We start from the raw sequence: 26919 nt of genomic DNA on the forward strand, positions 1-26919 counted from the left end.
CATAAGATGCCCCCTCAAGATGCCCCCCTCAAGATAAGCCTCTTCAAGCGGCTTCCTGCAATTAAGTTGATACACCTTAGCGCTGCACGTATTGTTATTGTTTTGTTAAAACATTCAGTTTACAGTGATTTTCTAGAGCCAGATAGAGCCTTATATCGCCTAATAAATTATGGAGTAACATACAACGTGATTGCCGACTACCCTCTTATTCTTGCCGCATCGGCTGTTATATTTTTGCTCGTATTAATTATACAAGTCAAACTGCATGCCTTTATTGCTTTAGTGCTAGTGAGCGCCCTTACCGCTTGGCTGGGCGGAATTGCAATCGGTAACATTATGCCACTCATGATGGCTAGCTTTGGTTCGACCTTGGCTGCTGTTGCTCTGTTGGTAGGGCTTGGCGCAATGATTGGGAAATTGTTGGAAATTAGCGGCGGCGCGCAGGTGCTCGCCGATACCTTAATCAATCGCTTCGGACCGGCAAAAGCACCTTTCGCGCTTGGCATTGCTTCATTGCTTTTCGGCTTTCCCATCTTTTTTGACGCCGGCTTAATCGTAATGCTGCCCGTTATCTTGAGCGTAGCAAGACGTTTTGGGGGCTCTATCCTACTGTATGCAATGCCGGCGGCAGGAGCCTTTGCAGTGATGCACGCCCTCGTGCCCCCACATCCGGGGCCGGTAGTAGCGGCTGATTTATTGGGTGCCAATATTGGCTATTTGCTGTTATGGGGTGTCGCAGTTGCCATTCCCACTTGGTATCTAGGCAGCTACGTGTTTAGCAAGTGGATTGCGAGCAAATTTGATATTGCCATGCCAACGCTGTTCAGCAATACCGGTCATCAGGTGCCTGTTACGGCGCCACCTTCGTTCGCTAAGGTGTTGTTTATCTTACTTCTACCGCTGCTACTTATATGCCTAAACACCGGAATAAGTACCTATCAAATTGCTCGCGACATTGACACACTTCACCCTGCTCTCACTGCATTGGTACTAATAGGACAGACTCCCATTGCACTGCTAATTACGCTTTTACTGAGCCTTGTTATGTTTGCTCCTAAAATGGGTAAGCAAACTGTTCACGATTTATGCAACGATGCACTTGGCCCGATATGCGCCGTTATTTTAGTCACTGGAGCCGGTGGCATGTTCGGTGGTGTACTGCGCGGCACAGGTATCGGCGACGCTTTATCGGCTGCATTGAGCGACACCGGCATGCCAATTATCGTTGCCGCTTTTGTGATTGCTGCGAGCCTGCGCGTTGCACAAGGCTCTGCCACAGTAGCCTTAACTACAACCGCCGCACTAATAGCACCAATGATTGGCGCAAATACCGAGCTCTCTCCAGCCGACTTATGTTTTATTGTGATTGCCATCGCCGGCGGTGCGAGCGTATTGTCTCACTTTAATGATTCTGGATTTTGGCTAGTTAGTCGTTTATTTAACATGGATGAAAAGACCACCCTAAAAACATGGACTCCCATGGTAACTCTGATTGGCGTGTGCGCATTCTTGTTTGCTGCATTGCTGAGTATCTTTTTTTAATGTCTTACCAATATTTCTTATCAATAAAAAAGCCCCGCACGAATGCGAGGCTAACACCCAGGGAAGGTAAATAAAACTTAGGAAAATAAAACCTGGTTTAAACGATTTTCCAACATTTCTTGCTGACCACTCTTATGTGCAGGTGAAATGTTATTGTCAAGCGCTAGCTGTGCAAGCTGCTCTAAAGAACTCTCGCCCTTCATGATAGAGCTGCCCAACTGGCCGTTCCAATTTTTATAGCGCTCAGCGACTTTTTTCGCTAAAAAGTCATTTTCTAGAATCTTAGATGCTTTCTTAAGCGCAATGGCCATGTGATCCATGCCGCCAATATGTCCAATGAACAAGTCTTGAAGATCAACGCTTTGACGACGCAACTTGCAATCAAAGTTAAGCCCACCAGTAGTGAAACCGCCTGCTTTTATGATTTCGTACATTACAAGCGTAAGCTCTTCTACGTTAGTTGGGAACTGGTCGGTATCCCATCCGTTTTGCTCATCCCCACGGTTTGCATCTATGCTGCCAAAAATGCCTAAGCTTACCGCAGTTGCAATTTCATGGTGGAAAGAATGGCCAGCTAAAGTAGCGTGGTTCGCTTCAATGTTCATTTTGAACTCTTTCTCAATACCGTACTGCTTCAAAAAGCCATAGACCGTTGCAGTGTCGTAGTCGTATTGATGTTTAGTAGGCTCTTGGGGCTTCGGCTCAATTAACAGCGTGCCTTTAAAACCAATTTTGTGCTTGTGCTCTACCACCATTTGCATGAAACGACCTAATTGCTCACGCTCTTGACGCAAGTCGGTATTGAGCAAGGTCTCATAACCTTCACGACCACCCCACAATACGTAGTTTTCACCACCTAAACGCTTTGTCGCGTTCATTGCATGGAATACTTGTGTTGCGCCATAGTTGAATATTTCAGGATCAGGACTGGTGGCAGCGCCGCCTGCATAGCGAGGATTGCTAAACAAGTTTGCTGTTCCCCATAAAAGCTTAAGGCCTGTCTCAGCTTGTTTTTGCTCAAGTACGTCAACCATTTGGGCAAAGTTGTCAACGTATTCTTTTATTGAGTTGCCCTCAGGTGACACATCAACATCATGAAAACAGTAGTAAGGAATAGTGAGTTTGCTAAAGAATTCGAAAGCCGCGTCTGCTTTCGCTTTTGCCTGTGCCATTGGGTCGCTAATTTTCAACCACTCACGGCCAAAGGTACCTTGACCAAACACGTCCGCCCCGTCCCAACAAAAGTTGTGCCAGTAGCATGCTGCAAAGCGCAAGTGTTCTGCCATAGTTTTACCCGCAACAACTTCATTAGCGTTGTAATGTTTGAAGGTAAGTGGGTTTTCAACCTGTGAAGGGTCAAAAGCAATTTTGTCGATATCTTTAAAATACATAGTGAGTTCCAATGGTGGTAAAAATGGTGTTATTTATAAGCCGTAAACGAAGGTCATTCGTCTGCAACAAACAATGGTTTCAGTTGTTGATAAATTGCGCGAAATTTTTCTTGGCGCTTCGCAAACATGGCATGGCGCTGCGCGTTGGGCTCGTAAACCGCAACCGTGTCTGGTGTTCTGCAGATGTGTGCAAATGGTGTGTCTTTATCTACTGCAAGTTGTGCCAATCGGGCCGCTCCAAGTCCTGGGCCAACCTCGCCAGCCTCACAGAACTTTATAGGGCGATTTAAAACATCCGCTAACAGCTGACGCCAGCCAACATGCTTTGCGCCCCCACCTATTAGCATAATTTCTTTAGCCTGCGTGCCCGATGCATGCAATGCCTCTACGCCGTCAGCAAAGGCCAAAGATACGCCTTCAAGTACTGCGAAGAACATCGCTTTTTTATCAGTCTCATGACTCAAGCCAAAAAAATTGCCAGCAGCGTAGGGGTTATTATGGGGCGTGCGTTCACCGCTCAAATAGGGCAAAAAGAAAGGGGAGTTATCGTCAATAACAATGTCGTCGCCCAGTTCAGCGAGTAAGGTAGGCAAATGCTGTTTGGCAATGCTTTCGGCAAACCAACTTACGCATGAAGCTGCACTTAATAAAACCGACATCAAATGCCACGTGTTTGGCAGCGCATGGCAAAAACTGTGGACCGCCGACTCCGGATTACTGGTGTATTCATCTGATACAACAAAATATACGCCCGATGTACCTAGCGAGAGCATCGCTTGCCCAGGCTGAGTTAAACCGACGCCTACCGCACCTGCGGCATTGTCTCCACCACCGGCAACAATAGCAACAGCATCCATACCCCATCGCTGAGCCAAATCTTGGTGCAAATGTCCTGTCACTTCACTGCCTTCAAACAGATTTGGCATGTGAGATTCAGTTAACGAACATGCTGCAAGCAGAGGCTTACTCCATGCACGCTTACCTACATCCAACCAAAGTGTGCCCGCAGAATCTGACATATCGCTGGCAAAATCGCCTGATAAAACAAAGCGCAAATAGTCTTTTGGCAATAAAACCTTCGCGACCTTCGCGAAGTTCTCTGGCTCATGCTTTTTAACCCACAACAATTTTGGTGCGGTAAAACCCGGCATCATCAAGTTGCCGGTTATTTCTCGACTATTGGGAACGGCCTGTTCAAGCTCAATACACTCTTGGTGACTACGGCCGTCATTCCACAAAATTGCAGGCCGCACAACATCATTATTGCTGTCTAACAAAACTGCACCGTGCATTTGTCCACTTAAACCGATTGCTTTGACCTGATTTAGTGCATGGTCTTGCGCGAGCTGGTTCATGGCACTGTGCAATGCCGCTACCCAATCTTGAGGCGCTTGTTCGCTGTGCAAAGGCGCTGGTCGAGACACAGTTAGGTCTGCGCTTTGGGTCGCTATAACCTGCCCATCTTGGTTGGTAAGCACCAATTTGATGCCCGAAGTGCCTAAATCAATTCCGATATACATAAGACCAAAATTTTATGTTAATAATTTGTAACGTATGGTGTATGATGTGCTTCGAAGGGACAATTACGAAATTTTGCAATTAAATTTCGTAATTTGTTGGCATCGGTTGAAACCATTTAACGAAATGGAGATTTGGAGTCGTATTCATGTTTTCTGCTGCACATAGTATCAGTTTGCTATTTAACGCTAATAAGGTGTTTGACCGACAGGTCATAGAAGGTATTGGACATTACTTGCAGTCCACACAAGTGGATTGGGATGTCTATCTGGAGGAGGACTTTCAGTGCCGCCTAGAGCATATTCACGAATGGGGCGGCAACGGCATTATTGCCGACTTCGATGATCCCCAAATTCGAGACGCACTAAAAGACATAAAAATTCCAGTGGTAGGCGTGGGTAGTTCTTATTCTGACGAATCGCTTTACCCCGACGTGCCTTACGTTGCCACCGACAACACTGCAATCGTTAGAAGCGCCTATGAGCACCTCAAGCAAAAGGGCATGGAGCGCTTTGCGTTTTACGGCTTGCCGGTTGATGAAGGCCACTTGTGGGCCTATGAGCGTGAGCAGGCCATGCTTGAGCTATGCAAGGCCGACTCGCGCGAATGTGCGCTTTATCGTGGTCAGCCTACAAGCGCTGAAACATGGCAGTATAACATGAATCGTCTAGCCGACTGGCTCGACTCACTGCCAACGCCTATCGGTATCGTAGCGGTCACCGACGCGAGAGCGCGTCATCTTCTGCAGGCATGTGCAAATATTAACCGCTTGGTGCCAGACCACATTTGCGTTGTTGGAATCGACGATGACGATATTGCCAGAAACTTAAGCCGCATTAGTTTAAGTTCGGTCACGCAGGGCTGTTTTGACATGGGCTTTCAAGCCGCTAAGCTACTGCACAAGCGCATGGACAATCCCAACCTCAAAGACAAGCGAGTCACTATCCCGCCGGTTGGTGTAGTAGAGCGTCAGTCTTCAGACTTTAAGTCTATTCAAGACCCTTATGTGATGCAGGCGATGCACTATATTCGCCAACATGCGTGCAGAGGTATAAAGGTAGGACAGGTTCTTGATCATATCGGTATTTCTCGATCAAATCTTGAAAACCGCTTCATGGAAGAGCGTGGACACAGCGTACATGCAGCTATTCACCAAGAAAAGCTCAATCGCGCCTGCGAGTTGTTAAGCAATTCAAACAAACCAGTTAAAGAGATTGCGCTGGTGTGCGGCTATCGCTCCCTGCAGTACTTGTATGCTGTGTTTAATCAGCACTTTGGGATAACACCCAGTGAATACCGCAATCGGAACCGCGCCAAAGCAAGCGCATAAAAGCTAGGGTGCTAACATTAATATAAAAACGGCCATCATTTGATGGCCGTTTTTTTGTGCGGCGCGTCATTAAGAGGGTTTATACAACCGAGCTTAATATCCGCCACTTAGGGAGAAACTCACTAGCCTTTCATGTCCTCAAGCTCAACGCCTTTCGTCTCATAGACAAACTTATAGACAAATATAATGGATACCACTGCACCTACAAAGTAGAACGAGTATGCGCCCGCCAGACCTATGCTTGTTAGCATAATGGGGAACATCATGGTCACTAAGAAGTTACTGGTCCATTGCGCAAAACCCGCTACAGCTAAACCTGAGCCGCGAATTTGATTGGGGAACATTTCCCCAAGCATTACCCACATAACCGGGCCCCATGACATATTAAAGAAGAAAACAAAGGTGTTGGCTGATATCAAAGCGACAATGCCCATATCACCGAGTTCTAAATTGCCATTAGCGGCGGTAGATGCAGTAGCAAACACCAGCACCATAACCCCTAGAGATACTGACATACCGATGGAACCGATCATCAATAGCGGTTTTCTGCCTATTTTTTCTATCAGACTAATGGTAATAAAACAGGCCAAGATACTCACACCACCTGTGATGACGTTGGTCAATAATGCGTCACTTTCAGAAAATCCAACGGCCTGCCATAATACCGCCCCGTAATAAAATACTACGTTTATACCCACTAACTGCTGAAAGGTCGCTAATCCAATGCCAATCCACACAATGGGGCGAACTTTCTGAGTAGACTTATCGACCAAGTCAGACAGTTTAGGATGCTCACTCGCAGCAACCGTTTTTTCGATTTCAGCGAGCTTTTCATTTCCGTCTTCAGCTCCATAGAGTTTGGTGAGTACCTGTTTAGCTTTTGCAATCTTACCGCTTAATACTAAGTAACGCGGGCTTTCTGGAATAAAAAACAACAGTAGAAAAAACAATACAGCAGGAAGCATTTCAACCCAGAACATCCAGCGCCATGCTTCAAAATCCATCCAAAATTTCGTTGTAGAACTGCCCGCAATGTCTGCTAAAAAGTAATTGCTTAAAAATGAGGTAAAGAGGCCAAAAATAATGGCTACCTGCTGAATAGAGGTCAAAATACCGCGATAGCGTGCTGGTGCAATTTCACTGATATAAGCAGGCGCCATCACCGAGGCAGCACCAACTGCAAAGCCCCCTAAAATCCGATAAATAATGAATTCCATAGAGCTTGTGGAAATACCAGAGCCCCAAGCACTGATCAGAAAAAACGCAGCAGCAACAATTAATAAGGTGCGTCGTCCGTACAGGTCGGCTAAACGGCCGGCAACAAACGCACCCACCGCACAACCGAGCAGCATACTGGCAACGTTAAATCCGGTGCCTATGCTGTCTGCGTTAAACGCCTGTTGAAGGCCATCAACGGTTCCGTTAATAACCCCGCTGTCAAAGCCAAATAGAAATCCACCGATAGTGGCGACGATGGTCACCAGTATGATAAATCCCGTATTTTCATGATTGTGAGTGCTCATTGGTATTCCTTTTTTTGTTGTGCATCATGAGCGCATAACATACATAAGCCATGCTATTATTGCGCATATACTGCTCGCCCTTAATATCAAAGCATTCGCTTTATATTAGTTGCAAGCACTTGAACCAATCTCTATCCTACTCAAATAAAAATAATTACAAAGTAAGGCAGATTTATGTCAGCGTTTCATCTTTTCCACGCTTGTGGTGTTATTTTATTTACCGTTTTTGCATATTTGCAATTCAACGACGCGTCTCAATACTCTAATCACGATGCGTGGGTTTGGATTGCACTTTACGGCACCGCAGCATTTCTAAACCTTTTGTCTTTGCTTACAACAGTATCTAAAAACGTCCATTATTTGTGGCTTGGTTTTACCGCTGGAGCACTTCTATTTAGAATGCAAGACGACCGAGGCAATCTGCACCTTGATTGGATTGACCCGAGCCGATACTGGAATGAAGCGGGCAATCAAATGGTGCAGCAAACCAACGAATCTGGCGGTTTAGTCATTTTGCTTATCTGGGCGCTTGTACAACTTATAATTGTAAGTAATCGCCAGAGTAAGTTACCGCCTTATTCGTACTGATTTACATGTTCTAATTAGTGAACGCCAAGGCCTTTTAAATACTCAATGCTTTTCGGCACTTGCAGCTCAACACGCGATGACTCGTCTTCAATAAAGAAGTAGCGGATGCCTTGCTTTTTAGCTTCAGCCACGACAGCTTCAATACCTACATCACCTTCGCCTAACACCACATTCGTCTCTACGTCTTGATGACCGCTGCTTGAGTTTTCAGTACCGTGCAAGCGGTCCTTCAAATGTAGCGTCTTAAAACGTCCAGGGTATTTTTGTAAGTACTCAACAGGATCGCCACCACCATTTTTTATCCAAAACACGTCCATCTGGAACTCTGCTTCCGTTACGTTTTGCACCATATAATCTAATAGGGTGCCATCTTCATGTTTGAAAAATTCGTAACCATGCGGGTGATATTGCAGCGTGACACCATTCTGCTTAAGAATTTTGCCGGAGGCATTCATCATTTCAACAGCGGCTTTAGCATGTTCAAAATTAAATTCGCCTTCGTGAGGTATCCAGTAAAAGGTAGCAAACTTAGCACCGTAAAAAGCAGCTTTGTAGGCCACTGCCATTGGATTGTCTCTCACTTCTTCGTAGTTTGTATCTACGCTTACTACCTGCAGGTCATGCTTGACCAATTCGTTTTTAAAATCGTAAATAGACAGACCGTATAGGTTGCCGGCGGCCTCTAATAGCTGCAAATCCCACCCCTGAATGGTAGAGAATGTATCGGCTACACCGTTTTGCTCAAACTGATTGCGCAAGCTATAGACCTGAATTCCCATTTCGTGAGCAAAGGATGTTGCCGTCACCCCTGCAAGTATGCAGGCGGCTAAAGTTTTTTTCATAATAGAAGGTAATTTCATAAGCTCTCCAAGGCCTCAATAAGCAAAAGTGCTTGTGCATTGCATACCCGACATGGGCTTGAGTCTAATAATGCACACACTGTATACAATTTTTTAACAAGTTGCATTGTAGCCATAGGCTGCAGGTGTGGGGTAATAGTAATTCGGTTGCTGCTAATAGATTTTCGGCGTTAGTTTGAGGTGACTAAGGGATTAGGCGTATCAATTTCTCGGTATTTCAGTGGCTTAAACAACTGATACGGCAGCGCATTTACCAATAATAGTTTACTGGGCTAACGCGAATACACACTTAACGCCGAAAATCTATTATGATTAACCGATTAGTTATTAACCGTGTCGTTGGTTTTTCTATCTAATTGTAACAAGGTATTAACTTTTTTGTGAGTGAATGTTGATGTGGACCTTTGAGCTTTTAATCGCTCTCTTTAAACCTATGCTACCCGGCTTACGCGCATTGCTGCTTTTAAGCTTAAGCATGCTAATATCGCTGCCCGCCATATCGGCAGATTCAGCTTCAAAAGACTACGGAATATCCAACAATGAGCGCATCAATATCATGGGTCGCTATGTTGTGGAGCAAGACAACAGCCTTAGGATGAGCTATCCGGGCGTGACTATTAGCTTTGTTGCCCAAGCAAAAAGAGCGACGCTCAGTGCACTCAGCGAATCAGGTAATGGTCGAATCGATGTCATTATCGATAATAAATATAGCCACACAATTGAGCTATCAAAAGACAAACATAAGCACCCACTATTTTTTAATCCACAGAACAATCGCCATACTGTTCATTTAATTAATCGCACAGAGAGTTGGCAAAGCATTAATCAGGTATTTAACCTCGAATTGCTCGACGGTGATTTACTGCCAGCGCCTCGCGTGTCTAGTCGCAAACTTTTGCTGATTGGTGATTCAGTAACATGCGGTTCTGGGGTATCGACAGGCAAACAATGCGATACTCACATAAAGGGTACTGACGCACGCAATAGCTACGGGTATCTGTTGGGTGAAAAACTAGACGCCAATGTACATTTGGTATGCTTTGGCGGAAGGGGCATTATTCGTAGCTGGGATGAAAACCCGAAAGACATTCAAGCGCCTGCATTTTTTGAAATGGCGCTGCCGTTTAAAGAAGAGAATGCACCATGGGACCATCAACAATACCAGCCTGATGCAATCATCATTAGCTTAGGTACAAACGATTTTAATCCAGGAATACCAGACCGCAATAAGTTTGTAAGCACTTACATTGATTTTGTACGGCGTCTGGCGAGCGTGCATCCAAAGAGCAATATTTTAATTACCGAGGGCGCCATGTTAAACGATGGGGTGCCCGAGCGACCAAACAAGACCGTAGTGCGCACTTACATGAAAGATATTGAACAAAGGGCAAACGTAGCGACCTTGAGTTATGAGCCTGCGAATCATTATCCTGGAGACGCTTGCGACCCCCATCCAACCGCAGGGCAACATGAGAAAATGGCACAAGACTTGGAGCAGGCTTTACGTGAGCGCTTGGGCTGGTGACACAAACACGAATGACTGGAGCTTTTATGAAACACCTTCGATTTTTTACCCAACATACATCAGTATCAACCGCGTGTATTGCCGCGTGTTTAGTCATGTTCTCTTCATCGCCTATGGCCGATGTTACACAGGCACAAATTGAAGAGTCAAAAAAGACAGAAGTATGGGGCCCTATGCCAAAGAAGGTTGAAGCAATGCCGGGACAAGCGCCTTCCGACGCGATTGTATTGTTTGACGGTAACGGTCTTGATAGCTGGGTTGACAAAGACGGCAATAATCCGCAGTGGGAGGACTCACCCTATGCGCTTACCGTCAAACCCGGTACTGGATATATTTTTACCAAACAATCATTTTGTGATGTGCAAATGCACATAGAGTGGCGCGCCACACGCGAAGAAGAAAAAGAGGGGCAAAACAAAGCAAACAGTGGCGTTTTTTTACAAGAACGCTATGAAATACAAGTACTCGATACCTATGAAAATAAAACCTACGCAAATGGCCAAGCTGCATCGGTGTATAAACAGTTTATTCCGCTGGTGGATGCAAGCCGTCCTGCAGAAGAATGGCAAAGTTATGACATTATCTTTACCGCACCGATATTTGAAAACGACGAACTCGTCAAACCAGCCTACCTAACGCTGCTGCACAATGGCGTTTTAGTGCACAATAATATCGCGCTAAAAGGTCAGACTGAATGGATTGGCGAACCTAAATATTACCCACACGGATGTTTGCCAATTAAGCTTCAAGACCACGGCAGCGCAAATAGTTTTCGCAATATCTGGGTAAGAGAAATTTAAGCATTAGGAGCATAAATGAAACACACAACAATACTCATAAGTGGATTAGCGAGCGCCTTATTGGCAGTGCTCCCGGCGCATGCGAACGATCCAGAACATGTTGCTTCTAAGCAAATCTTCAACGGTGAATTTTTTCAAGACGCGCCGCACTGGACACCCGCCGCTTCAGCCGAGTCTGACGGCCGGCTAATTAGTGTGAAGGCTGACAAAAACGGGACGATTATTGCGACGCCGAATCCTGTAAGCACCGACATTGAAGATACCAGCTCACATATAATGTCTGCCGACTATTATTCCGACAAAATTGTAACGCTAGAGTTTATGCAAACCCCCGGTAGCGCAGCTGATATATTATTGATGGGGCGCTATCCTGTGCGTTTGAGCATGAGCGACAATGGCACGGCCGACCTCAACTCACCCGGCGCAGTAGCGCCAAGCTGGGACGAGTGGAATAAAGATAATCCAAATCGCTCATTTGGTGGAAGTGCCCCGCTAAAAGCCTTGCAACTTTTGCCAAACCAATGGCACTCCTTAAGTATTATGTTTCGTGCTCCGCGTCATGACCAAGGGCACAATAAGATTGAAGATGCCTTGATTATGTCGGTCATCATCAACGGGGAGCAGGTGCAGCGTAACTACGTGGCACCTGCACCATCGCAAAACGCAACCTTTCACTGGGAGGAGCTCAACGGCCCTTTGTCTGTGGATGCGATTGAAGGACAAACCGCCCTTAAAAATGTGCTGGTTGCCAGAGCCGATTTTAGTCAAATAAGCATGCCAGCAAAGAGCGGCGAGCCAACAAATGAAGCACAACTAGTGAACCTCGTTGACCAAGGAAAATCTGCCTTTAAAAATTACGGCTGCGCTGAATGCCACTCTATTCAAAAAGATGATAAATCGGTGAAAACCGGACCTAATTTGTATGCTCTGTTTACCCGCGAACCCAGAAAGCGTGAAGTGCAAAACCAAGAAGGGCACATTTACGAAGTACGGGCTGATAGTAACTATCTAAAGCGAAGTATTCGTAACGCTGAGGCTGAGCTAGCAATTGCAGAAACCGGCAGTAAAGCCGGAAGCGCTTATTTACCCATTATGCCCAGATACAATGAACAAGTTATCCCCGATAAAGACGTGAGCGCAATTTACTCCTTTTTACTCAGCCGAAACGACTTGTGGAAACAAGGTCCTTTGGTCAGGCTAGAGCCTGCTGATGGTCCTGTTGAATACGACCCTATGCAAGATACTATGCAATTTGTCGTGCAAGACCGCGTGCGCATGCAAAGAGGTCCACTGCCTGAGGTAAGTGCAAGAGCCATTCATGTGGGCCAACCTAATGGCCTACATTATAGCTTTGACCCACGAAACTTATCAGTAGCCAAAATATGGCAAGGTGGATTTTTAGAGACATCCGGCGAGCTCACCGGCAGAGGCGGAAACGGTTTTGAAATGGGTTATCAGGCTATTGAGTTAAATCTCGGCGCATTCGGCGGCCTCATTCGCCCATACAACCAAGCCGGCAAGCTAGTAGATTTTTCATTTAAAACGCCTAAATTCAAAGACTTTGATACGCTGAAAGCGAGCGCTTACTCAACCGTGCCCTTCGCTGAGAGAATTGCTGAGCAAGACGCACAGTTTAAAGGGTATTTTCGTGACTCTACCAAGCCCAAAGCACCTGTAAGCTTTTATTTTAATGTAAGCGGCAATGATTTAGCGTTGACACACACCATTAGCCCTGATGGCAAGCTGAGTATTGAAGTCACTGGACAAGTAAATAAAACTCAACGGTTTGCCGTCAATACTGAGTTCATGAAAGCGCTACAGGTATCGGTTGGCACGCTCACCGACGGCATATGGGAGTTACCAGCAAGCCCTAATTTAAAAGCAAGCTTGACCGCGGTCATCAATACGATTGATACGCCATGGCAAGCACCATTGCTTGACTTTAACTATGAAAAACAAGCCTTTGAAAAAGCTGCTGCAAAAGCTGAGCTGCCACCTGGCTACAGCATCGAAGATTGGTATGCGCCCAAAGATAACGTTGGACGCGAACAGTTATTTGAAGCTATTGGCCTAGACCCATTAAAAAACGGTGATGTGATTGTATCGACCCGTACCGCTGGCGTTTGGAAAAAAACCAACGATTCATGGCAACTCTTTGCAGAAGGTATTTTTGATAGCTTAGGGGTGCTGTCAGAATCAGATGATGGATCGGTCGCTGTTGTAGGCAACAAAGCAGAACTTACACGCATTCGTGACATCAATGGTGATGGTATTGCCGACTATTACGAAACGCTGTTTGATGCCTTTACTAATGGCGGCAACTACCACACCTATACCCACGGTCCAGTTAAAGACGCCGATGGAAACTATGTATTGACGCTCAACTTGGGCGTTGGCGAGGGCGTTTACTATACCGCTGGCGGCAATGTAATGGGCAGCCATGGTGGGTATGTAGGCTGGGCAGTGCGCGTAACGCCGCAGGGCGAATATGAGTACTTTGCCAATGGCTTACGCAGCCCCGCTGGCTTAGGCGCTGATTTATCAGGTCAGCCTTGGTACGCCGATAATCAAGGCGATTTTGTGGGCAGTTCCAAGATATTTATGCTGGAGGACGATAAGTTTTACGGTCATCCTGCCGGCCTAATAGATGAACCGGGCATGACTCCCGACTCAAAAGAAGTCACCTGGCCTGAGGTAATCAAGCGTAAAGAAAAAGCGGTCATTGTTGTAGCGCATGGAAAGGTAGCCAACTCATTAGGAAACCCAGTTTGGGACAGCACTGACGGCGCGTTTGGACCTTATCAAGGGCAGATGTTTATTGGCGATCAGACGCAGTCTAACCTCTCGCGTGTTGTTTATGAGAAGGTTAACGGGCAATGGCAAGGCGCTATGATCCCCTTTGCAAAGGGCATGGAATCGGGTGTAATGAGGCCAGTATTTTTGCCCGATAACAGCATGCTATTGGGGCAAACAGGCCGTGGTTGGCATGCAAAAGGCGGCAACGCTGCAGCCTTACAACGTATTACTTACAATGCCCAGAGTACTCCGTTGCACATTAAAGATGTCAACATTACACAAAACGGTTTTACCCTATCGTTCACTCGCCCTCTTCCCGATTCACTCTCAGATGAGACACTATTAGAATCGCTCAGGGTAAACTCATGGACGTATAGGGATGCACCTGATTATGGTTCAGAGGAGATGGGACTAGCCGACAATCCTGTTGCATCGGTGAGTGTCAATCGCACTCAAAATCAGCTAACGCTTACTTTGGCAAACCCAGTCATACCGGCGGTACACCCTGAACAAACCGCACGTATTTTTCATATTGCTCTGACAAACGAGGAACTTCAGGAACTCAGCGGCACGCAAAGCCTCAACGCGTATTACAGCGCCCATGAGTTTAAAAAGTAAAGTTATAAACTAGCTTATAAACGCGCTCACTAAATGAGCGCGGAGGCACAGAGTAAGCTGCACATAACAACGAACTACACAAATTAGCGTGACGCACAAAAAAAGCAGAGCTTAAATGCTCTGCTTTTTTTTATGTCTAGACCTTAATTAACGTTTAACAAAAATTAGCGTAAACGATGGTCTTTTTAGCAAGCCTATATTCTGCGTTGCTTCATCTCTTTAGCACAATAATCAACAGCTCTCACCGTCAACGCCATAAAGGTAAGCGACGGATTTACCGTTGCTGAAGAGCAATAACTCGCGCCATCGGTGACAAACAAATTAGGAATATCGTGGCTTTGATTCCAGCCATTTAATACAGATTCCTTGGGGTCTTTACCCATGCGAGCAGTACCTAATTCGTGAATAGCAGAACCGAAAGGCTTCGTCTCATATGACACCTGCGACTGCACATCCTCACAACCTATAGCTTTGAGCATAGCTTCACACTCTTGTGCACAATCGTCCATCATGGCCTTTTCATTGTCAGACCACTTAGTATTAAAGTGCAGCTGCGGAATACCCCACTTATCAGTTTTACTCTCATGAAGTGAAACTTGATTGTCGAACTGAGGCAAAGTTTCACCCTGCGCGTAAAAACCAAAATGCCAAGAACCCGGCTTAGTAAGAGACTCTTTGTAGTCAGCACCAATACCGTCTGCATGGGCACCGCCCATATGATTTGAGCGAACGGCATCACCGCCTAGGGCATAACCACGAACGTAGTGCTTCTTATACTTTTCAGGCGTATATTGGAAGTTAGGCACGTAAATACCAGTTGGACGTCTTCCTGAATAGTATTCATCGTCCCAGCCTGGCAACCTGCCGCCAGCGCGAGCGTTATAGTTGTGGTCCATGAGATAGTGGCCCGTCACGCCTGATGTATTCGCGATGCCATTAGGGCGAGATTTCGATTTACTATTGAGCAATACCTGCGTAGACCCTAGCGTAGATGCACATAAAAACACGACTTTGCCGAAGTACTCACGTGTGCTTAGGTTTTCAGCGTCAATCACTTTAACGCCGCGCACGCGATTTTTAGCTTCATCGTATATTAAGCTGTGCACTACTGAGTTAGGTGCAATATGTAAATTACCGGTCTTAACCGCCGCCGGTAGGGTAGAACTTTGCGTTGAAAAGTAAGCACCTAATGAACAGCCTTTCTGACACTCATCTCTGGCTTGGCACTGCATACGCCCCTGTTCAATATGAATCCTTGAGGGCTTTGATAGATGTGCAGCGCGACCAATAATCATAGGTCGGTCAGGAAAAGCTTCTGCCATACGCTGCTTTGCAGCCTTCTCAGGAGAGTTCAACTCAAACGCAGGCAAATATTCACTGTCGGGGAGCTGCGGCAGGCCGTCGGCATTACCGGAAATCCCAACCCATTTTTCAACATATGAGTACCATTTTTCTAAATCTTTGTAGCGGATAGGCCAATCGTTTCCGTAACCATCTTTTGCATTAGCCTCAAAATCGTAAGGGCTCATACGATACGATTGACGATGCCAAGTGAGTGATTTTCCGCCAAGTTGATTGCCGCGGATCCACCAAAAATCTGTCCCTTCTTCGGTGCTATAGGGCAAATCACGGTCGTTGCCAAAAAAGTGCTTTGTAGCATCGTTCCATGCATAACAAGTGGATTGAACTTTGTACTGTTGCTCGGTGAGCAAATTATTAACTTTGGTGCGATTTTCAAATGTCCATACCGGTTTGGCTTCGGTAGGATAGTCTTTACGATGTTCAACCACGCGCCCGCGCTCAATCATCAATACTTTAAAGCCGCGCTCAGTAAATTCTTTCGCAGCCCAGCCACCGGTTACACCGGAGCCCACTACCACGACGTCAAACTCTTCTCGCGTCTCGTTTATATATAAGTCATCTTTCATAACATCAATCTACTCTGTTAGTAGTAATTCAGAGAACCCCATACCTTGGTGTCCGCTTCAACTGGAATGGAGCCCTTGTATCCGCCGGGGAAAGGCTGGAAAGAAAGTGCTTTGGTAACGCCTTCTTCTGTTGTGAAATAACCAAACACAATAAGAGACTTCAAAAATTTAAATTGCCCTTTTTGACCTTCATCAGCTGTCTTAAGCGCCTCGATATCTCTTAATACCTTGGTTTGCTGCTGAGCATCTAAGTCAATAAACGATTTTGAGTATGCCTTTTTGGCATTTGACTCAATAAAATCCACTACGGCCACACACGTTTGCTGTTGGCCTTCGTTGTGACACTGCACGAGTTGGTGGTCAACAAATCCGTGAACATCAACTGCCGATGCACTCTTTGTATCTGTTGCAGGCAATATGGTGTCGGCGATACTGGCTAAACGCTTCATCTGTGCTTGGCTAAATAGGAGTCCGTGGCGGCTGGCACTATCACTTTTCGGTGAATACGCCAATGCAACCGACAGACCTGAACCTGCCAAAACAGAAGCGGCCGCGGTATAACCCACGGCCTGAGAAAGCGTATGTAAAAATGCTCTGCGATCCATATTAGTTTCTCGTACTTCTTTTTTCATAATTGCTATCCGATTAAGCAGCGTTCGCTTCGCTTGACGCTGAGTTGCGCTTTTTCATGTAGACATAAAATCCACCGAAAGCGACGATTAAGACCACAGGGAATAGCGTTAAGTTCTGTAACACCATAGGTCCTGCCATAGCAGCAATCTCTTCTGCACTTGCACCGGCCGCGGCAGCATCTGCATTTGCAGCGTCAACCCAACCACCTACAATAGGCGCCCAAACTGCTACCGAAGCCATTCCAGCACCGCCAACAATTGACATACCAAGTGCACCTGTTTGTGGTAAATACTCGGCAACACAACCAATCATAGTAGGCCAGAAGTAAGTCACGCCTAGCGCAAATACCACGGCTGCTACAATCGCAAGAGGTCCGCTAAACTGAGACAACATAAATAAACCAATCGTCGATACTACCGCTGAATATAGCAATACGCCTGTAGGATTGAATTTGTGAACCAGAGGGCCCGCAAAGAAACGCCCGATAGCCATAATACCAAAAATTAGGGCTAAGGTGACCATGGGGTGAACACCACTTCCGGCAAGTATCTTATCGGCCCATTGAGTGGTACCTAATTCAGTTTGTGCGGTAATGGTCATGCACACGAATAAGAATAAAAATACCGGCGTAAACATTGATTTGAAATTGTTGGAGGTCGAAACAATCGCTGCGTCATGTTTCGGAAATACCGCTCCTAAGAGCATAAACCCGTAAACAGCAGTGGGTAGTAGCATGACCGCAATCTGTAACTGCCAGCCAAGCCCAACATTCGACATAGCGAAGGAAATCAGCGCGCCAATAACAATCCCCGCGGGAAACCATACGTGGAACTTATTTAACATCGTTGTTTTGTTTTTATCATAACACTCAGATATTACTGGGTTGCATCCCGCCTCAACAGAGCCGTTAGCAAAGCCCACCAACAGCGAAGACAGCATTAATCCCCAGAAGCTATCGGCGATTATTGTCAACACTAATCCGGCAATATGACACACGCAGGCAAGCGAAATCAGGATGCGCGCACCAATCGCGTTGTATAGTAAACCACCAAAAATAGTAGCAAGCGGGAAGCCCCAAAAGGCCATCGCAGTAATGTAGCCTAACTGCGTATTAGTCAAACCAAAATCAACCCCTAGTTGACCTAATATGCCGGCTCGGATACCAAAGGTCATCGCCGTGACGGTCAAGGCAATGCAGCTTAATAAAAACAGACGCGTTTTTTGCGCTTCGGTCAAGTGTTCACTTATTGTCATTATTATATTCCTTATTAAAGCTAAGCTTACTTCAAGCCAAGAATTGAGCGGTTAAGTTCATCGTCTGCGCCGGAGCCAGCAAAGTCGTCAAAGGCTTTGTCGGTGGGGCGAATGAGGTGATCGCTAATGAACTTTGCACCTTCACGGGCGCCATCTTCCGGATGTTTCATGCAGCACTCCCACTCCATCACTGCCCAACCATCAAAATCGTTGGCAGTCATTTTAGAGAAAATGCCTTTGAAATCTATTTGGCCATCACCAAGCGAGCGGAAACGACCTGGGCGATTTATCCACGGCTGATAACCGCCGTATACACCCATTTTACCTGACGGTCTGAATTCTGCGTCTTTCACGTGGAAAGCTTTGATACGCTCATGGTAAATGTCGATAAACGCGAGGTAATCTAGCTGCTGCAAAATAAAGTGGCTCGGATCGTACAAAATATTTGCCCGGGGATGGTTGTCGACCTCTTTTAGGAACATTTCGAATGTGATGCCATCATGCAAGTCCTCGCCGGGATGCAGTTCATAACACACATCGCAACCTGCTTCGTCAAACGAATTAAGGATGGGCTTCCAGCGTTTTGCCAGCTCTTTAAAACCTGCCTCGACTAAGCCTGCAGGTCTTTGCGGCCAAGGATAGAAGGTTTGCCACAACAGAGCGCCTGAAAAACTTGCATGAGACTTTAAGCCAAAACGACCACTTGCTTTTGCCGCAAGGTGCATTTGATTAATTGCCCATTCGGTGCGAGCCGCTGGATTATTTCGAACTGACTCGTCTGCAAAGCCATCAAACATCGTATCATAAGCGGGATGTGAAGCGACCAACTGACCTTGTAAGTGCGTTGACAGTTCAGTTAATTCTAAACCATGAGATGCCAGTGTGCCGGTCACTTCTTGGCAGTAGTCATCACTTTCAGCAGCCAATTCCAGATTAAACAAGCGCTTGTCCCATGAAGGCATCTGAATACCTTTAAAGCCAATGCTTGACGCCCATTCACATATGCTGTTTAAGTCATTAAAAGGAGCTTCGTCTGAGGCGAATTGTGCGAGAAAAATACCAGGCCCTTTAATTTGTTTCATTCTGTGTCCTTCGATTCGCTGTGTTTGGTTGAAAACGCTATCATCACAATTTGCTGCGAATGTATCAAATTGGATGTAAAATAATTGTTATAAACTCTAATGCAGTTTTTTAACAAGGGTTAATAGAAATTCGGTTGTGCATGCAACATATTCGGCGTTATGATATTGTGGAAATCAGCAGTTAGAATTTGAGAAAAACAATGAATACTTGGCAAGAAATGATAGATACCGATTTTTTAGACGAAATTGGAATACAACAAATCGTACATATGTTTGATTTACTGCCAGATACTTTGTTTTGGATTAAAAACGAGAACAGTCAAATCATCTATGCAAATCAGGCTTTGCTCGATACCTATGGGTTTAAAACACTAGGGAAAGTCATTGGAAAAGCCGACGATTCGTTTTCTCCACCGCACATCGCAAAACAATTTATGATGGACGACAAAAAAGTCATGTCCGGAGAGTTGGTCACTAACCGAATCGAACTCAACCTTCGACCAAATGGCGAATTCGCTTGGTTTTCAACCACAAAACGGCCCCTACTTAATCGTCATGGGGACATAGTGGGTAGCTATGGCTTTACCCACCATTTGGAGCGCTCGTCTCATGAACTCTCAACAATTAGTGCTATAAAAGCGCCGGTTGAGTACATCAGACAAAACTATCATCAAGACATCAGTATTGAAGAACTCGCTAAATTGGCATTTTTGTCGGTAAGTGCGCTAGAGCGACGATTTAAAAAATATTTGTCAAAAACGCCTAAGCAGTTTTTAAACGAAATAAGACTCGAGAACGCCAGAAGATTACTGATTGAAACACAGCAGCCAATAATGGAAATAGCCTACCAGTGCGGGTTCTCAGAACACAGCTATTTTAGCAAGCAATTCAAAGCCTTATTTGGTGTTTTACCCTCTCAACTGCGTAAACAAATACTCGAATCGAGCGGTCAAAATGACGCTTTTTAAACCTTGTTAAAAAAGCGTTAACGCCGACTTTGTTGTATTTTCGACCGATTTCAGCATAACCGATGTTGTAGCTGCACAGTTATTCTTATGTAAAGCATATGTTAATTACGTCGGTGGTCGCTTGGACAGCACGGTACACTCCCCAATTAAATCTTTTCTGTTGTTAGCTGGAATCGTTTGTTTCCTGAGCGCGTGTGGCGGCGGTGGGTCACAAAGCACAGCCACTCCTCCACCAGCGCCTCCACAGGCTCCAACGCCTCCACCATCGCAGCCGCCTGCTCCAGAACAGCCGAGTACACCTGACAATCCAAACATACCGGCGGGTGGCGAATCTATTATTACCGCTACTCCTGCGACAGACTTCACGTTAATTGCAGGAGACAACAACGGTCCGGTAGGTTATGCAGAGACGGTTTCGGTTGAGCATCCCGATTTCGATTCTGCACTTCAAATTGTGGTCGATAAGCCAACTGGCCAGTTTTGGAATGGCCAAGTTAATTACCCTATAAACGCCGCCTTGAGTGAAGGCGATGTTGTACTCCTTTATTTGCAATTTAAGATGCTTGCGTCGGCAGACGAAACGGGAACGGGTTTTGTAACGGCCTTTGTCGAATCGCCAGCGCCGGACTATACCAAATATCTCTTCTATCAATTAGTTAGCTCGGGCGAGTGGCAAGAATATTATCTCCCTATGACCATAGGGAGCGATTTTGACGCTAACGAGATATCGCTCAAGTTTGGATTTGGAAACGGCAGCAAGTCGCAGACGGTGCAACTCGCTAACATTACGCTACTTAATTATAAAAATACGTTATCAATTGACGATTTACCTTTAACGCGGCCAAGCTATATAGGAAGAGATGCAGATGCAGCATGGAGGGCTGATGCCGCTGCACGAATAGAGGAACATCGAAAAGGCGACTTCACACTGCAAGTGCAACGCGCTGATGGAAGCCCAGTAAGCGATGCTAATGTCGATATTCAGCTTAAAAAGCATGCCTATCACTTTGGCTCAGTCGCCGCCGCTAGGCATTTGGTTTTTGATGACGCTGATAGCCAAACATATCGAGAGAAACTGCTTGAGAACTTTAATCAAAGCGGATTAGAAAATAACTTGAAGTGGAGCGCGTGGGCAGGCGAATGGGGCGACCCATTTACGCAGGAAAACGCGCTGAGTGCATTGCAATGGTTGAATGATAATAACTTATATGCCCGTGGACATGTCATGGTTTGGCCATCAAAACGCAACATGCCTAACTACGTGCAAGGTTTCATGCCCGCCGATGCTCCGCAAAACGCAGACTCTCAGGTATTAACAGAAGTTCAGAAGCATATCGCAGATGTCAGCAGAAAAACCCTAGGTTTAGTCGACGAATGGGATGTGCTCAATGAACCCTTTGATAATCACTATCTGATGGATGCATTTGGCGACCAAGTGATGATTGATTGGTTCGTTCAAGCTGCTCAAGAAAATCCAGACATTCCTTTATACATTAACGATTATTCAATCGTATCTGGTGGCGGTACAAATACTGCTCACCAAGATCACTTTTTCAATACTATTGATTATCTGATTGCCAACAATGCTCCAATTACAGGCATCGGTATACAAAGCCATTTTAGTACGACCCCAACGCCCATAACGCGTATTTACGAAATAATCGACCGATATCATACCGCTTTTCCTGATTTAGCAATTCGCTCAACCGAGTTTGATGTAGATACCTTTGATGAAGAAATGCAGGCAGATTTTACCCGCGACTTTCTTACCATATTCTTCAGCCACCCCGCTACGGTTGGCGTGCAGAAATGGGGTTTTTGGGCCGGTGCACATTGGCGTCCAAACGCAGCCATGTATACAGAAGATTGGCAGCCAAAACTCAATCAAGCGGCATGGCAAGAAACGGTTTACGGTACATTTTGGAATGATTTTAACGGGACTACCAATGCTAATGGCGAGTACGCCGGCAGAGGCTTTTATGGCGACTATGAAATAAGCGTAACCATAGACGGTGAAACTCAAGTATTGTCAGTTGCTCTGAGTCCCAACGCTGCCAATCAGTGGGTGGTTCAAATTAATTAACGGCCTGGTGCCGCAAAATGATTGCTCTTTAACAATTTGGTCATAACAACACGCAGCGAACAAACGCTGCGTATGTGTATTAGTTTGACTCCAAGCGTGCTAGTGGGGTTTTCCATGGCGTGTTTTAGGCTTTCGGTTGATGTTTATTTCGCGCGCTTTAGCGTCACTAATTTTTCGATATTGTTTAAAGATGATATTGCAGCAAATGCAACCGACAATAAACCTGACTGATTTAACTGAGCTAAATCTTCACCGCTTAATTGATTCAAGGCCTCTGTGTTAATCGTGTGGTAACCTTCAAACCTAACCGTCGTTTCTTCACTGACCTGAATGTCAAGAGCGCATGATTCCAGTAAATTCAGCTTTTCAAATGCGGCAAACATAGGCGCCATCAAATTCGCTCCTTGGTCGAGTTCTGCCAAAGTGTTTTGAATACCTTCTAAATAGCTACTGTTTCCTCCAAATTCCAGGAATACCGGCTGACCATCATCTTCATTAACTCGCGCATCGTCCATATCAATCAAAATCACGGCCTTGGGTGCATCGTTGTTGGTATCACTTTGATTTTGAAAACCGATGGAAAAAGGTCCTTTTTTTACGATGTTAGGCACATAGCTGGCGCGCCAAACGCCCTCTTCATCCAAAAATAAATTTTCGTCATGATGAAGACCCAATATTGCAAAGCATTGAAATTGTTCGGTATCGGCTTGCTTTAGGAACAAAATAGGATACTCACACTGAGCACGCGTAATCTCGTTTGGGAAAACTTGAATCGCGCCAACGTTATGACCATATTGAGCAGAGCAGTGTGTAAGCACCTTTGTGTGTTTATGCTCGACGTTATTTAAGACTTTGTGATTTGCCATGACTTAATTACTCCTTTAGTGGCAATAAGCGAATTTTTAGCGCTAGCGGTTTGAAAATAAGGGCTGTGAGATTAAATCTTCGAATGAAGATAAGCAAGCCTGCAGCGGAGCGTGTTTTTGATGAATCATCAGTAGAATAAGAGATAAAACGATTGGCCGATGTAAACGAACATGTGAAATTAATGTTACGGCCTAGTACAGTATTTAAAGCTTCAAACCGCAAAACTTAAGGCGGAAAAAGTCAAACTTGTTATAGATTGATATGGACAAAGGCGTTCATAACTATTATAAAAATGAATAGGCAATGAAAGAATTCACGAAAAATAGTAATTACCAACTATGTTTTCGTAACATAAATGCAACATTTTAAACGATACCATTTAGAATATTGCATGCTGTAGTTGTTGCTAATGGGTGAAGTTGATAGGCGATATGGAATATTTACGTAAGGGCTGTTTCATCGCGCTGAGCAACTAAATTAGACACCAGAAGCAACAAAAATAGTACACACAACAAAAAGGGAAACATCGATGAAAGCACACAAATGTTTTAAAAAGTCTGTGTTAGCTACCAGTATCTCTGTTCTGCTTTGCGGCGCAGCAGCGACACCTGTAATGGCACAACAAAATGACGATGCGGAACTTGAAGTCATTCAAGTTTCGGGCATTCGTTCAAGTTTACAAGCATCAACCGCAGTAAAACGCGACTCCGTAGGTGTTGTTGATGCAATTTCTGCAGAAGATATCGGTAAGTTTCCCGACACAAACTTAGCAGAGTCACTACAGCGTATTACCGGTGTATCAATCAGCCGTCAGAATGGTGAGGGGTCTGAAATAACCGTTCGTGGTTTTGGTGGTGGTAACAACATGATTACCCTCAACGGCCGTATGATGCCAGCCGGTGGCGTATATGCAGGTTCAAGCGCACCAACGCGTGCCTTCGATTTTGCTAACCTAGCGTCTGAGAGCGTTAGCGCGGTTGAAGTATATAAAACCAGTAAAGCAGACATAGCAACCGGTGGAATCGGTGCGACCGTTAATATCTTAACCGCTCGCCCACTTGAAAACCCAACTATGCGCAGCACCATTGGCGTAAAAGCGGTACACGACACCACCAATCGCACAGGCGATGATGTGACACCAGAGCTTTCTGGTATATACAACTTCGTTAATGATGATGAAACATTCGGTGTAACCGTATCTGCTAGTTACCAGAAACGTGATTCGGGCTCTACCGGCGTAACGGTTAACGAATGGAATATTGGTGTGTGGGGCGAAAACGACCTGTACAACAATCAATTCGATGCGTCTATATTCGAAAACGCACCGGCACCTGGCCAATTATATGCACGTCCAAATGATTTCCGCTATGTGTTCTCAAATCTAGAGCGTGAGAGAACAAACGGACAAGTGACCTTCCAATATCGTCCTATGGAAAACCTTACTGCAACGGTTGACTATACCTATGCAGAAAACGACTTGGTTGAGCAACGCGGCGAACTAGGTAACTGGATTCAAAACGGCTCTAACCTAGAAAGAGTAGTGTTTGATAACTCTGCTGTCGCAACACCTATCTCAATTTCTGAGCGCTACAGCGGTGTGGTAGACCAAGGTCACGAGCAACAACTTCGTACCCAAGCTAACGAACTTAAATCTTTGGGTTTCAATCTTGAATATCAAATGAACGACGATCTTTCGTTCCGCTTTGATTTCCATGACTCAACTCTTGAAAGTTTGCCTACCGGTAAGGGTGATAGCGATTTAGGCATCAGTGAAATACGAACTAGTTTAGGTGCACCAACAGTAGCTGCTAAAACGCTTACATTCGACGGCGACATCCCTACTTTTGTAACCGAACTTAACGATAACTTTGACCGTGGTGGACTTGGCTTAAGTGGTAACGGAAACGGTGTATTAGACGCTGGTGATGTAGGCTCTTCAATTGGTGTTATCGACCATCACCAACAAATCACCGACGTGACTCAAATAAAACTAGACGGCACCTTTGAGTTTGACGATGGACAGTTTGATTTTGGTATTGAAACCCGCGAAATGGAAATGAGCGCTCAAAGAACCGCTTGGTTACCAATGAACCTCGGTGGATGGAGTGTTGCTAATCCGGGTGAATTCCCTGAAGGCATGATTCAGCCCTTCGATATTGCGGGCGAATTCGATGACTACAACGCTGATAACCCTAACACAGGCTTTATTGGTGATGCTGCTGAACTAATGCGCTTTGCTTTGGGTTTATACCCTGATCCAAACAATAACTACGCGCCTAACCCCATCTTTGAAGCGAGAGACAATCTCCAAGAAGATTCATTTGCAGCCTACTTCCAAGTTGCCCTTCAAGGTGAACTTGGCGGAATGGAAACTAATTTCCTAGCAGGTATGCGCTACGAGAAAACTGATGTAACGTCAACATCATTATTCACTGCTCCATCTTACCTAGTGTGGGCAAGTGATAATGACTTTAGCAGCTTTACACCTGCCGATACAGAGGCTACGCCACTAAGCGAAGAGTCTGATTACGATTATATTCTTCCAAGCATGGACTTTGACATCATGTTTACGGAAGACCTGAAAGGCCGTTTTTCTTATAGTAAAACAATCGCAAGAGCTGGATATGGTGCGCTTAGAGCATCAGCCGGTGGGTTTAGTACTAACGGTTCATCGTTGCTGAGCGCTATTCCAACTGCCAACTCGTCTAACCCGGGGCTTCTACCGCTTGAATCAGATAACTTTGACGTTTCGTTAGAATATTATTATGACGATAGTTATGTATCTGTAGGCTTGTTTGAAAAGCGTGTTTCAAACTTCATCGGTATAGGTACGGTTGATAGAACTTTCGCTGGCATCTTAGACCAAACTGCTGGCCCAAGAGCGCAAGCGGCACGACAAGCGCTTCAAGACCTAGGCGTAGCGGTTGATAACCGTTCATTGTTTACCATGATGGGTATTATCCAACAAGGTGGCTCACCGGCTGACTACACCGGTTCAGAGCAGCAGGTTCAGGAGATTGAATTGGCAGTGGATATCATCCCACAAGCCGGTGACCCTGAAATGGTCTTCAGAACGACGCAACCTCTAAACAACGAAGATGCTGAGATACGCGGTGCAGAATTCGCTATTCAACATTTCTTCGGTGAAAGTGGTTTCGGATTCCAAGCGAACTACACCATAGTAAACGGCGACGTTGCCTACGATACCGAAGCACTGCCTAGCGAATCACAATTTGCGCTAGTGGGCTTAAGTGACACAGCAAACTTTGTTGGTTTCTATGAAAAAGATGGATTTGCTGCAAGAATCGCGTGGAACTGGCGTGATGATTATCTAGCAACAGCGTCTAGAGGCGGTTTCAATAACCCAATCTTTGTTGAAGCTTATGATCAGATTGATGTTAATCTTAGCTACGATGTGAACGACCAGTTATCTGTCTTCCTCGAAGCCATCAACATCACCGATGAAGACGAACGTTCTCACGTGAGAAACGAACGTCAGCTTTGGAGATTGAATGATCAGGGCGCTAGATACCAATTAGGTGCTCGTTACGTTTTCTAATCTGAATGATTTAGATTAGCAATGTAGAAACATTATCTTGTGTAAATAGCCGCT

The 26919-nt window shown here is 45.4% G+C and carries 18 protein-coding genes; 9 read left to right on the forward strand and 9 right to left on the reverse strand.

What is annotated here, in order from left to right:
• Positions 1 to 6: 6 nt before the first annotated feature.
• Positions 7 to 1542: a GntP family permease gene (locus ACFO4O_RS15430; protein WP_382410132.1), complete on the forward strand. Its 1536-nt coding sequence runs from the start codon at positions 7 to 9 to the stop codon at positions 1540 to 1542.
• A 77-nt stretch (positions 1543 to 1619) separates the two neighbouring features.
• Here ACFO4O_RS15430 and xylA read toward each other — a convergent pair whose 3' ends face one another.
• Positions 1620 to 2933: a xylose isomerase gene (gene xylA / locus ACFO4O_RS15435; protein WP_382410134.1), complete on the reverse strand. Its 1314-nt coding sequence runs from the start codon at positions 2931 to 2933 to the stop codon at positions 1620 to 1622.
• A gap of 53 nt (positions 2934 to 2986) precedes the next feature.
• Positions 2987 to 4453: a xylulokinase gene (xylB, locus tag ACFO4O_RS15440; RefSeq protein ID WP_382410136.1), complete on the reverse strand. Its 1467-nt coding sequence runs from the start codon at positions 4451 to 4453 to the stop codon at positions 2987 to 2989.
• Positions 4454 to 4599: 146 nt separating this feature from the next.
• Here xylB and ACFO4O_RS15445 point away from each other — a divergent pair, with 146 nt between their 5' ends.
• The gene (locus ACFO4O_RS15445; RefSeq protein WP_382410138.1) at positions 4600 to 5781 is read left to right on the forward strand and encodes a XylR family transcriptional regulator; all 1182 of its coding nucleotides are present in this window, start codon (positions 4600 to 4602) and stop codon (positions 5779 to 5781) included.
• A gap of 122 nt (positions 5782 to 5903) precedes the next feature.
• Here the strand turns inward: ACFO4O_RS15445 and ACFO4O_RS15450 are convergent, their stop codons facing one another.
• Entirely contained in the window at positions 5904 to 7304 is a 1401-nt protein-coding gene (locus tag ACFO4O_RS15450; RefSeq protein ID WP_382410140.1) for a sugar porter family MFS transporter, read from the reverse strand.
• 174 nt (positions 7305 to 7478) lie between these two features.
• Between ACFO4O_RS15450 and ACFO4O_RS15455 the strand changes: the two genes are divergently transcribed.
• On the forward strand, positions 7479 to 7892 hold the full coding sequence (locus ACFO4O_RS15455) for a transmembrane 220 family protein (RefSeq protein WP_382410142.1): 414 nt from the start codon (positions 7479 to 7481) through the stop codon (positions 7890 to 7892).
• Between the two features lie 14 nt (positions 7893 to 7906).
• On the opposite strand, the gene ACFO4O_RS15460 is transcribed toward ACFO4O_RS15455, so the two are convergent.
• A complete protein-coding gene (locus ACFO4O_RS15460) occupies positions 7907 to 8752 on the reverse strand; it encodes a sugar phosphate isomerase/epimerase family protein (protein ID WP_382410144.1) in 846 nt (281 codons plus the stop codon).
• Between the two features lie 388 nt (positions 8753 to 9140).
• Here ACFO4O_RS15460 and ACFO4O_RS15465 point away from each other — a divergent pair, with 388 nt between their 5' ends.
• The 3 genes from ACFO4O_RS15465 to ACFO4O_RS15475 are packed head-to-tail and all read left to right on the forward strand — an operon-like array spanning position 9141 to position 14491.
• The gene (locus tag ACFO4O_RS15465; RefSeq protein WP_382410146.1) at positions 9141 to 10277 is read left to right on the forward strand and encodes an SGNH/GDSL hydrolase family protein; all 1137 of its coding nucleotides are present in this window, start codon (positions 9141 to 9143) and stop codon (positions 10275 to 10277) included.
• A gap of 26 nt (positions 10278 to 10303) precedes the next feature.
• Positions 10304 to 11077, forward strand: coding sequence for a 3-keto-disaccharide hydrolase (locus ACFO4O_RS15470; protein WP_382410148.1), 774 nt, complete (start codon positions 10304 to 10306; stop codon positions 11075 to 11077).
• A 15-nt stretch (positions 11078 to 11092) separates the two neighbouring features.
• Positions 11093 to 14491, forward strand: coding sequence for a 3-keto-alpha-glucoside-1,2-lyase-like domain-containing protein (locus ACFO4O_RS15475; RefSeq protein WP_382410150.1), 3399 nt, complete (start codon positions 11093 to 11095; stop codon positions 14489 to 14491).
• Between the two features lie 194 nt (positions 14492 to 14685).
• Here ACFO4O_RS15475 and ACFO4O_RS15480 read toward each other — a convergent pair whose 3' ends face one another.
• From ACFO4O_RS15480 to ACFO4O_RS15495, 4 genes are read right to left on the reverse strand one after another with little or no spacing between them, the layout of a single operon-like run.
• Positions 14686 to 16419, reverse strand: coding sequence for a GMC oxidoreductase (locus ACFO4O_RS15480; RefSeq protein ID WP_382410152.1), 1734 nt, complete (start codon positions 16417 to 16419; stop codon positions 14686 to 14688).
• 17 nt (positions 16420 to 16436) lie between these two features.
• On the reverse strand, positions 16437 to 17051 hold the full coding sequence (locus ACFO4O_RS15485; protein ID WP_382410154.1) for a gluconate 2-dehydrogenase subunit 3 family protein: 615 nt from the start codon (positions 17049 to 17051) through the stop codon (positions 16437 to 16439).
• 13 nt (positions 17052 to 17064) lie between these two features.
• Positions 17065 to 18306 carry an MFS transporter gene (locus ACFO4O_RS15490; protein ID WP_382410156.1) on the reverse strand — a complete coding sequence of 414 codons (1242 nt, stop codon included), beginning with the start codon at positions 18304 to 18306 and terminating at the stop codon, positions 17065 to 17067.
• A 26-nt stretch (positions 18307 to 18332) separates the two neighbouring features.
• Positions 18333 to 19388, reverse strand: a complete 1056-nt coding sequence (locus tag ACFO4O_RS15495; protein WP_382410158.1) for a sugar phosphate isomerase/epimerase family protein — start codon at positions 19386 to 19388, stop codon at positions 18333 to 18335.
• A gap of 200 nt (positions 19389 to 19588) precedes the next feature.
• Here ACFO4O_RS15495 and ACFO4O_RS15500 point away from each other — a divergent pair, with 200 nt between their 5' ends.
• Positions 19589 to 20356, forward strand: coding sequence for an AraC family transcriptional regulator (locus ACFO4O_RS15500; protein ID WP_382410160.1), 768 nt, complete (start codon positions 19589 to 19591; stop codon positions 20354 to 20356).
• 121 nt (positions 20357 to 20477) lie between these two features.
• On the forward strand, positions 20478 to 22439 hold the full coding sequence (locus tag ACFO4O_RS15505) for an endo-1,4-beta-xylanase (protein ID WP_382410162.1): 1962 nt from the start codon (positions 20478 to 20480) through the stop codon (positions 22437 to 22439).
• A 143-nt stretch (positions 22440 to 22582) separates the two neighbouring features.
• Here ACFO4O_RS15505 and ACFO4O_RS15510 read toward each other — a convergent pair whose 3' ends face one another.
• Positions 22583 to 23305 carry a SapC family protein gene (locus ACFO4O_RS15510; protein WP_382410164.1) on the reverse strand — a complete coding sequence of 241 codons (723 nt, stop codon included), beginning with the start codon at positions 23303 to 23305 and terminating at the stop codon, positions 22583 to 22585.
• Positions 23306 to 23835: 530 nt separating this feature from the next.
• Between ACFO4O_RS15510 and ACFO4O_RS15515 the strand changes: the two genes are divergently transcribed.
• Entirely contained in the window at positions 23836 to 26865 is a 3030-nt protein-coding gene (locus ACFO4O_RS15515; protein WP_382410166.1) for a TonB-dependent receptor, read from the forward strand.
• The last annotated feature ends 54 nt before the right edge of the window (positions 26866 to 26919 follow it).

The sequence above is a fragment of the Glaciecola siphonariae genome, from assembly GCF_042652645.1.
GTDB classification, from domain to species: domain Bacteria; phylum Pseudomonadota; class Gammaproteobacteria; order Enterobacterales; family Alteromonadaceae; genus Glaciecola; species Glaciecola siphonariae.

Coding starts and splice junctions, on each gene's coding strand:
- ACFO4O_RS15510 (WP_382410164.1), bottom strand. CDS start 23,305: ATGGCAAATCACAAAGTCTTAAATAACGTCGAGCATAAACACACAAAG.
- xylB (WP_382410136.1), bottom strand. CDS start 4,453: ATGTATATCGGAATTGATTTAGGCACTTCGGGCATCAAATTGGTGCTT.
- ACFO4O_RS15465 (WP_382410146.1), top strand. CDS start 9,141: ATGTTGATGTGGACCTTTGAGCTTTTAATCGCTCTCTTTAAACCTATG.
- ACFO4O_RS15450 (WP_382410140.1), bottom strand. CDS start 7,304: ATGAGCACTCACAATCATGAAAATACGGGATTTATCATACTGGTGACC.
- ACFO4O_RS15445 (WP_382410138.1), top strand. CDS start 4,600: ATGTTTTCTGCTGCACATAGTATCAGTTTGCTATTTAACGCTAATAAG.
- ACFO4O_RS15480 (WP_382410152.1), bottom strand. CDS start 16,419: ATGAAAGATGACTTATATATAAACGAGACGCGAGAAGAGTTTGACGTC.
- ACFO4O_RS15460 (WP_382410144.1), bottom strand. CDS start 8,752: ATGAAATTACCTTCTATTATGAAAAAAACTTTAGCCGCCTGCATACTT.
- ACFO4O_RS15485 (WP_382410154.1), bottom strand. CDS start 17,051: ATGAAAAAAGAAGTACGAGAAACTAATATGGATCGCAGAGCATTTTTA.
- ACFO4O_RS15455 (WP_382410142.1), top strand. CDS start 7,479: ATGTCAGCGTTTCATCTTTTCCACGCTTGTGGTGTTATTTTATTTACC.
- ACFO4O_RS15490 (WP_382410156.1), bottom strand. CDS start 18,306: ATGACAATAAGTGAACACTTGACCGAAGCGCAAAAAACGCGTCTGTTT.
- ACFO4O_RS15475 (WP_382410150.1), top strand. CDS start 11,093: ATGAAACACACAACAATACTCATAAGTGGATTAGCGAGCGCCTTATTG.
- ACFO4O_RS15430 (WP_382410132.1), top strand. CDS start 7: ATGCCCCCTCAAGATGCCCCCCTCAAGATAAGCCTCTTCAAGCGGCTT.
- ACFO4O_RS15495 (WP_382410158.1), bottom strand. CDS start 19,388: ATGAAACAAATTAAAGGGCCTGGTATTTTTCTCGCACAATTCGCCTCA.
- ACFO4O_RS15515 (WP_382410166.1), top strand. CDS start 23,836: ATGAAAGCACACAAATGTTTTAAAAAGTCTGTGTTAGCTACCAGTATC.
- ACFO4O_RS15500 (WP_382410160.1), top strand. CDS start 19,589: ATGAATACTTGGCAAGAAATGATAGATACCGATTTTTTAGACGAAATT.
- xylA (WP_382410134.1), bottom strand. CDS start 2,933: ATGTATTTTAAAGATATCGACAAAATTGCTTTTGACCCTTCACAGGTT.
- ACFO4O_RS15470 (WP_382410148.1), top strand. CDS start 10,304: ATGAAACACCTTCGATTTTTTACCCAACATACATCAGTATCAACCGCG.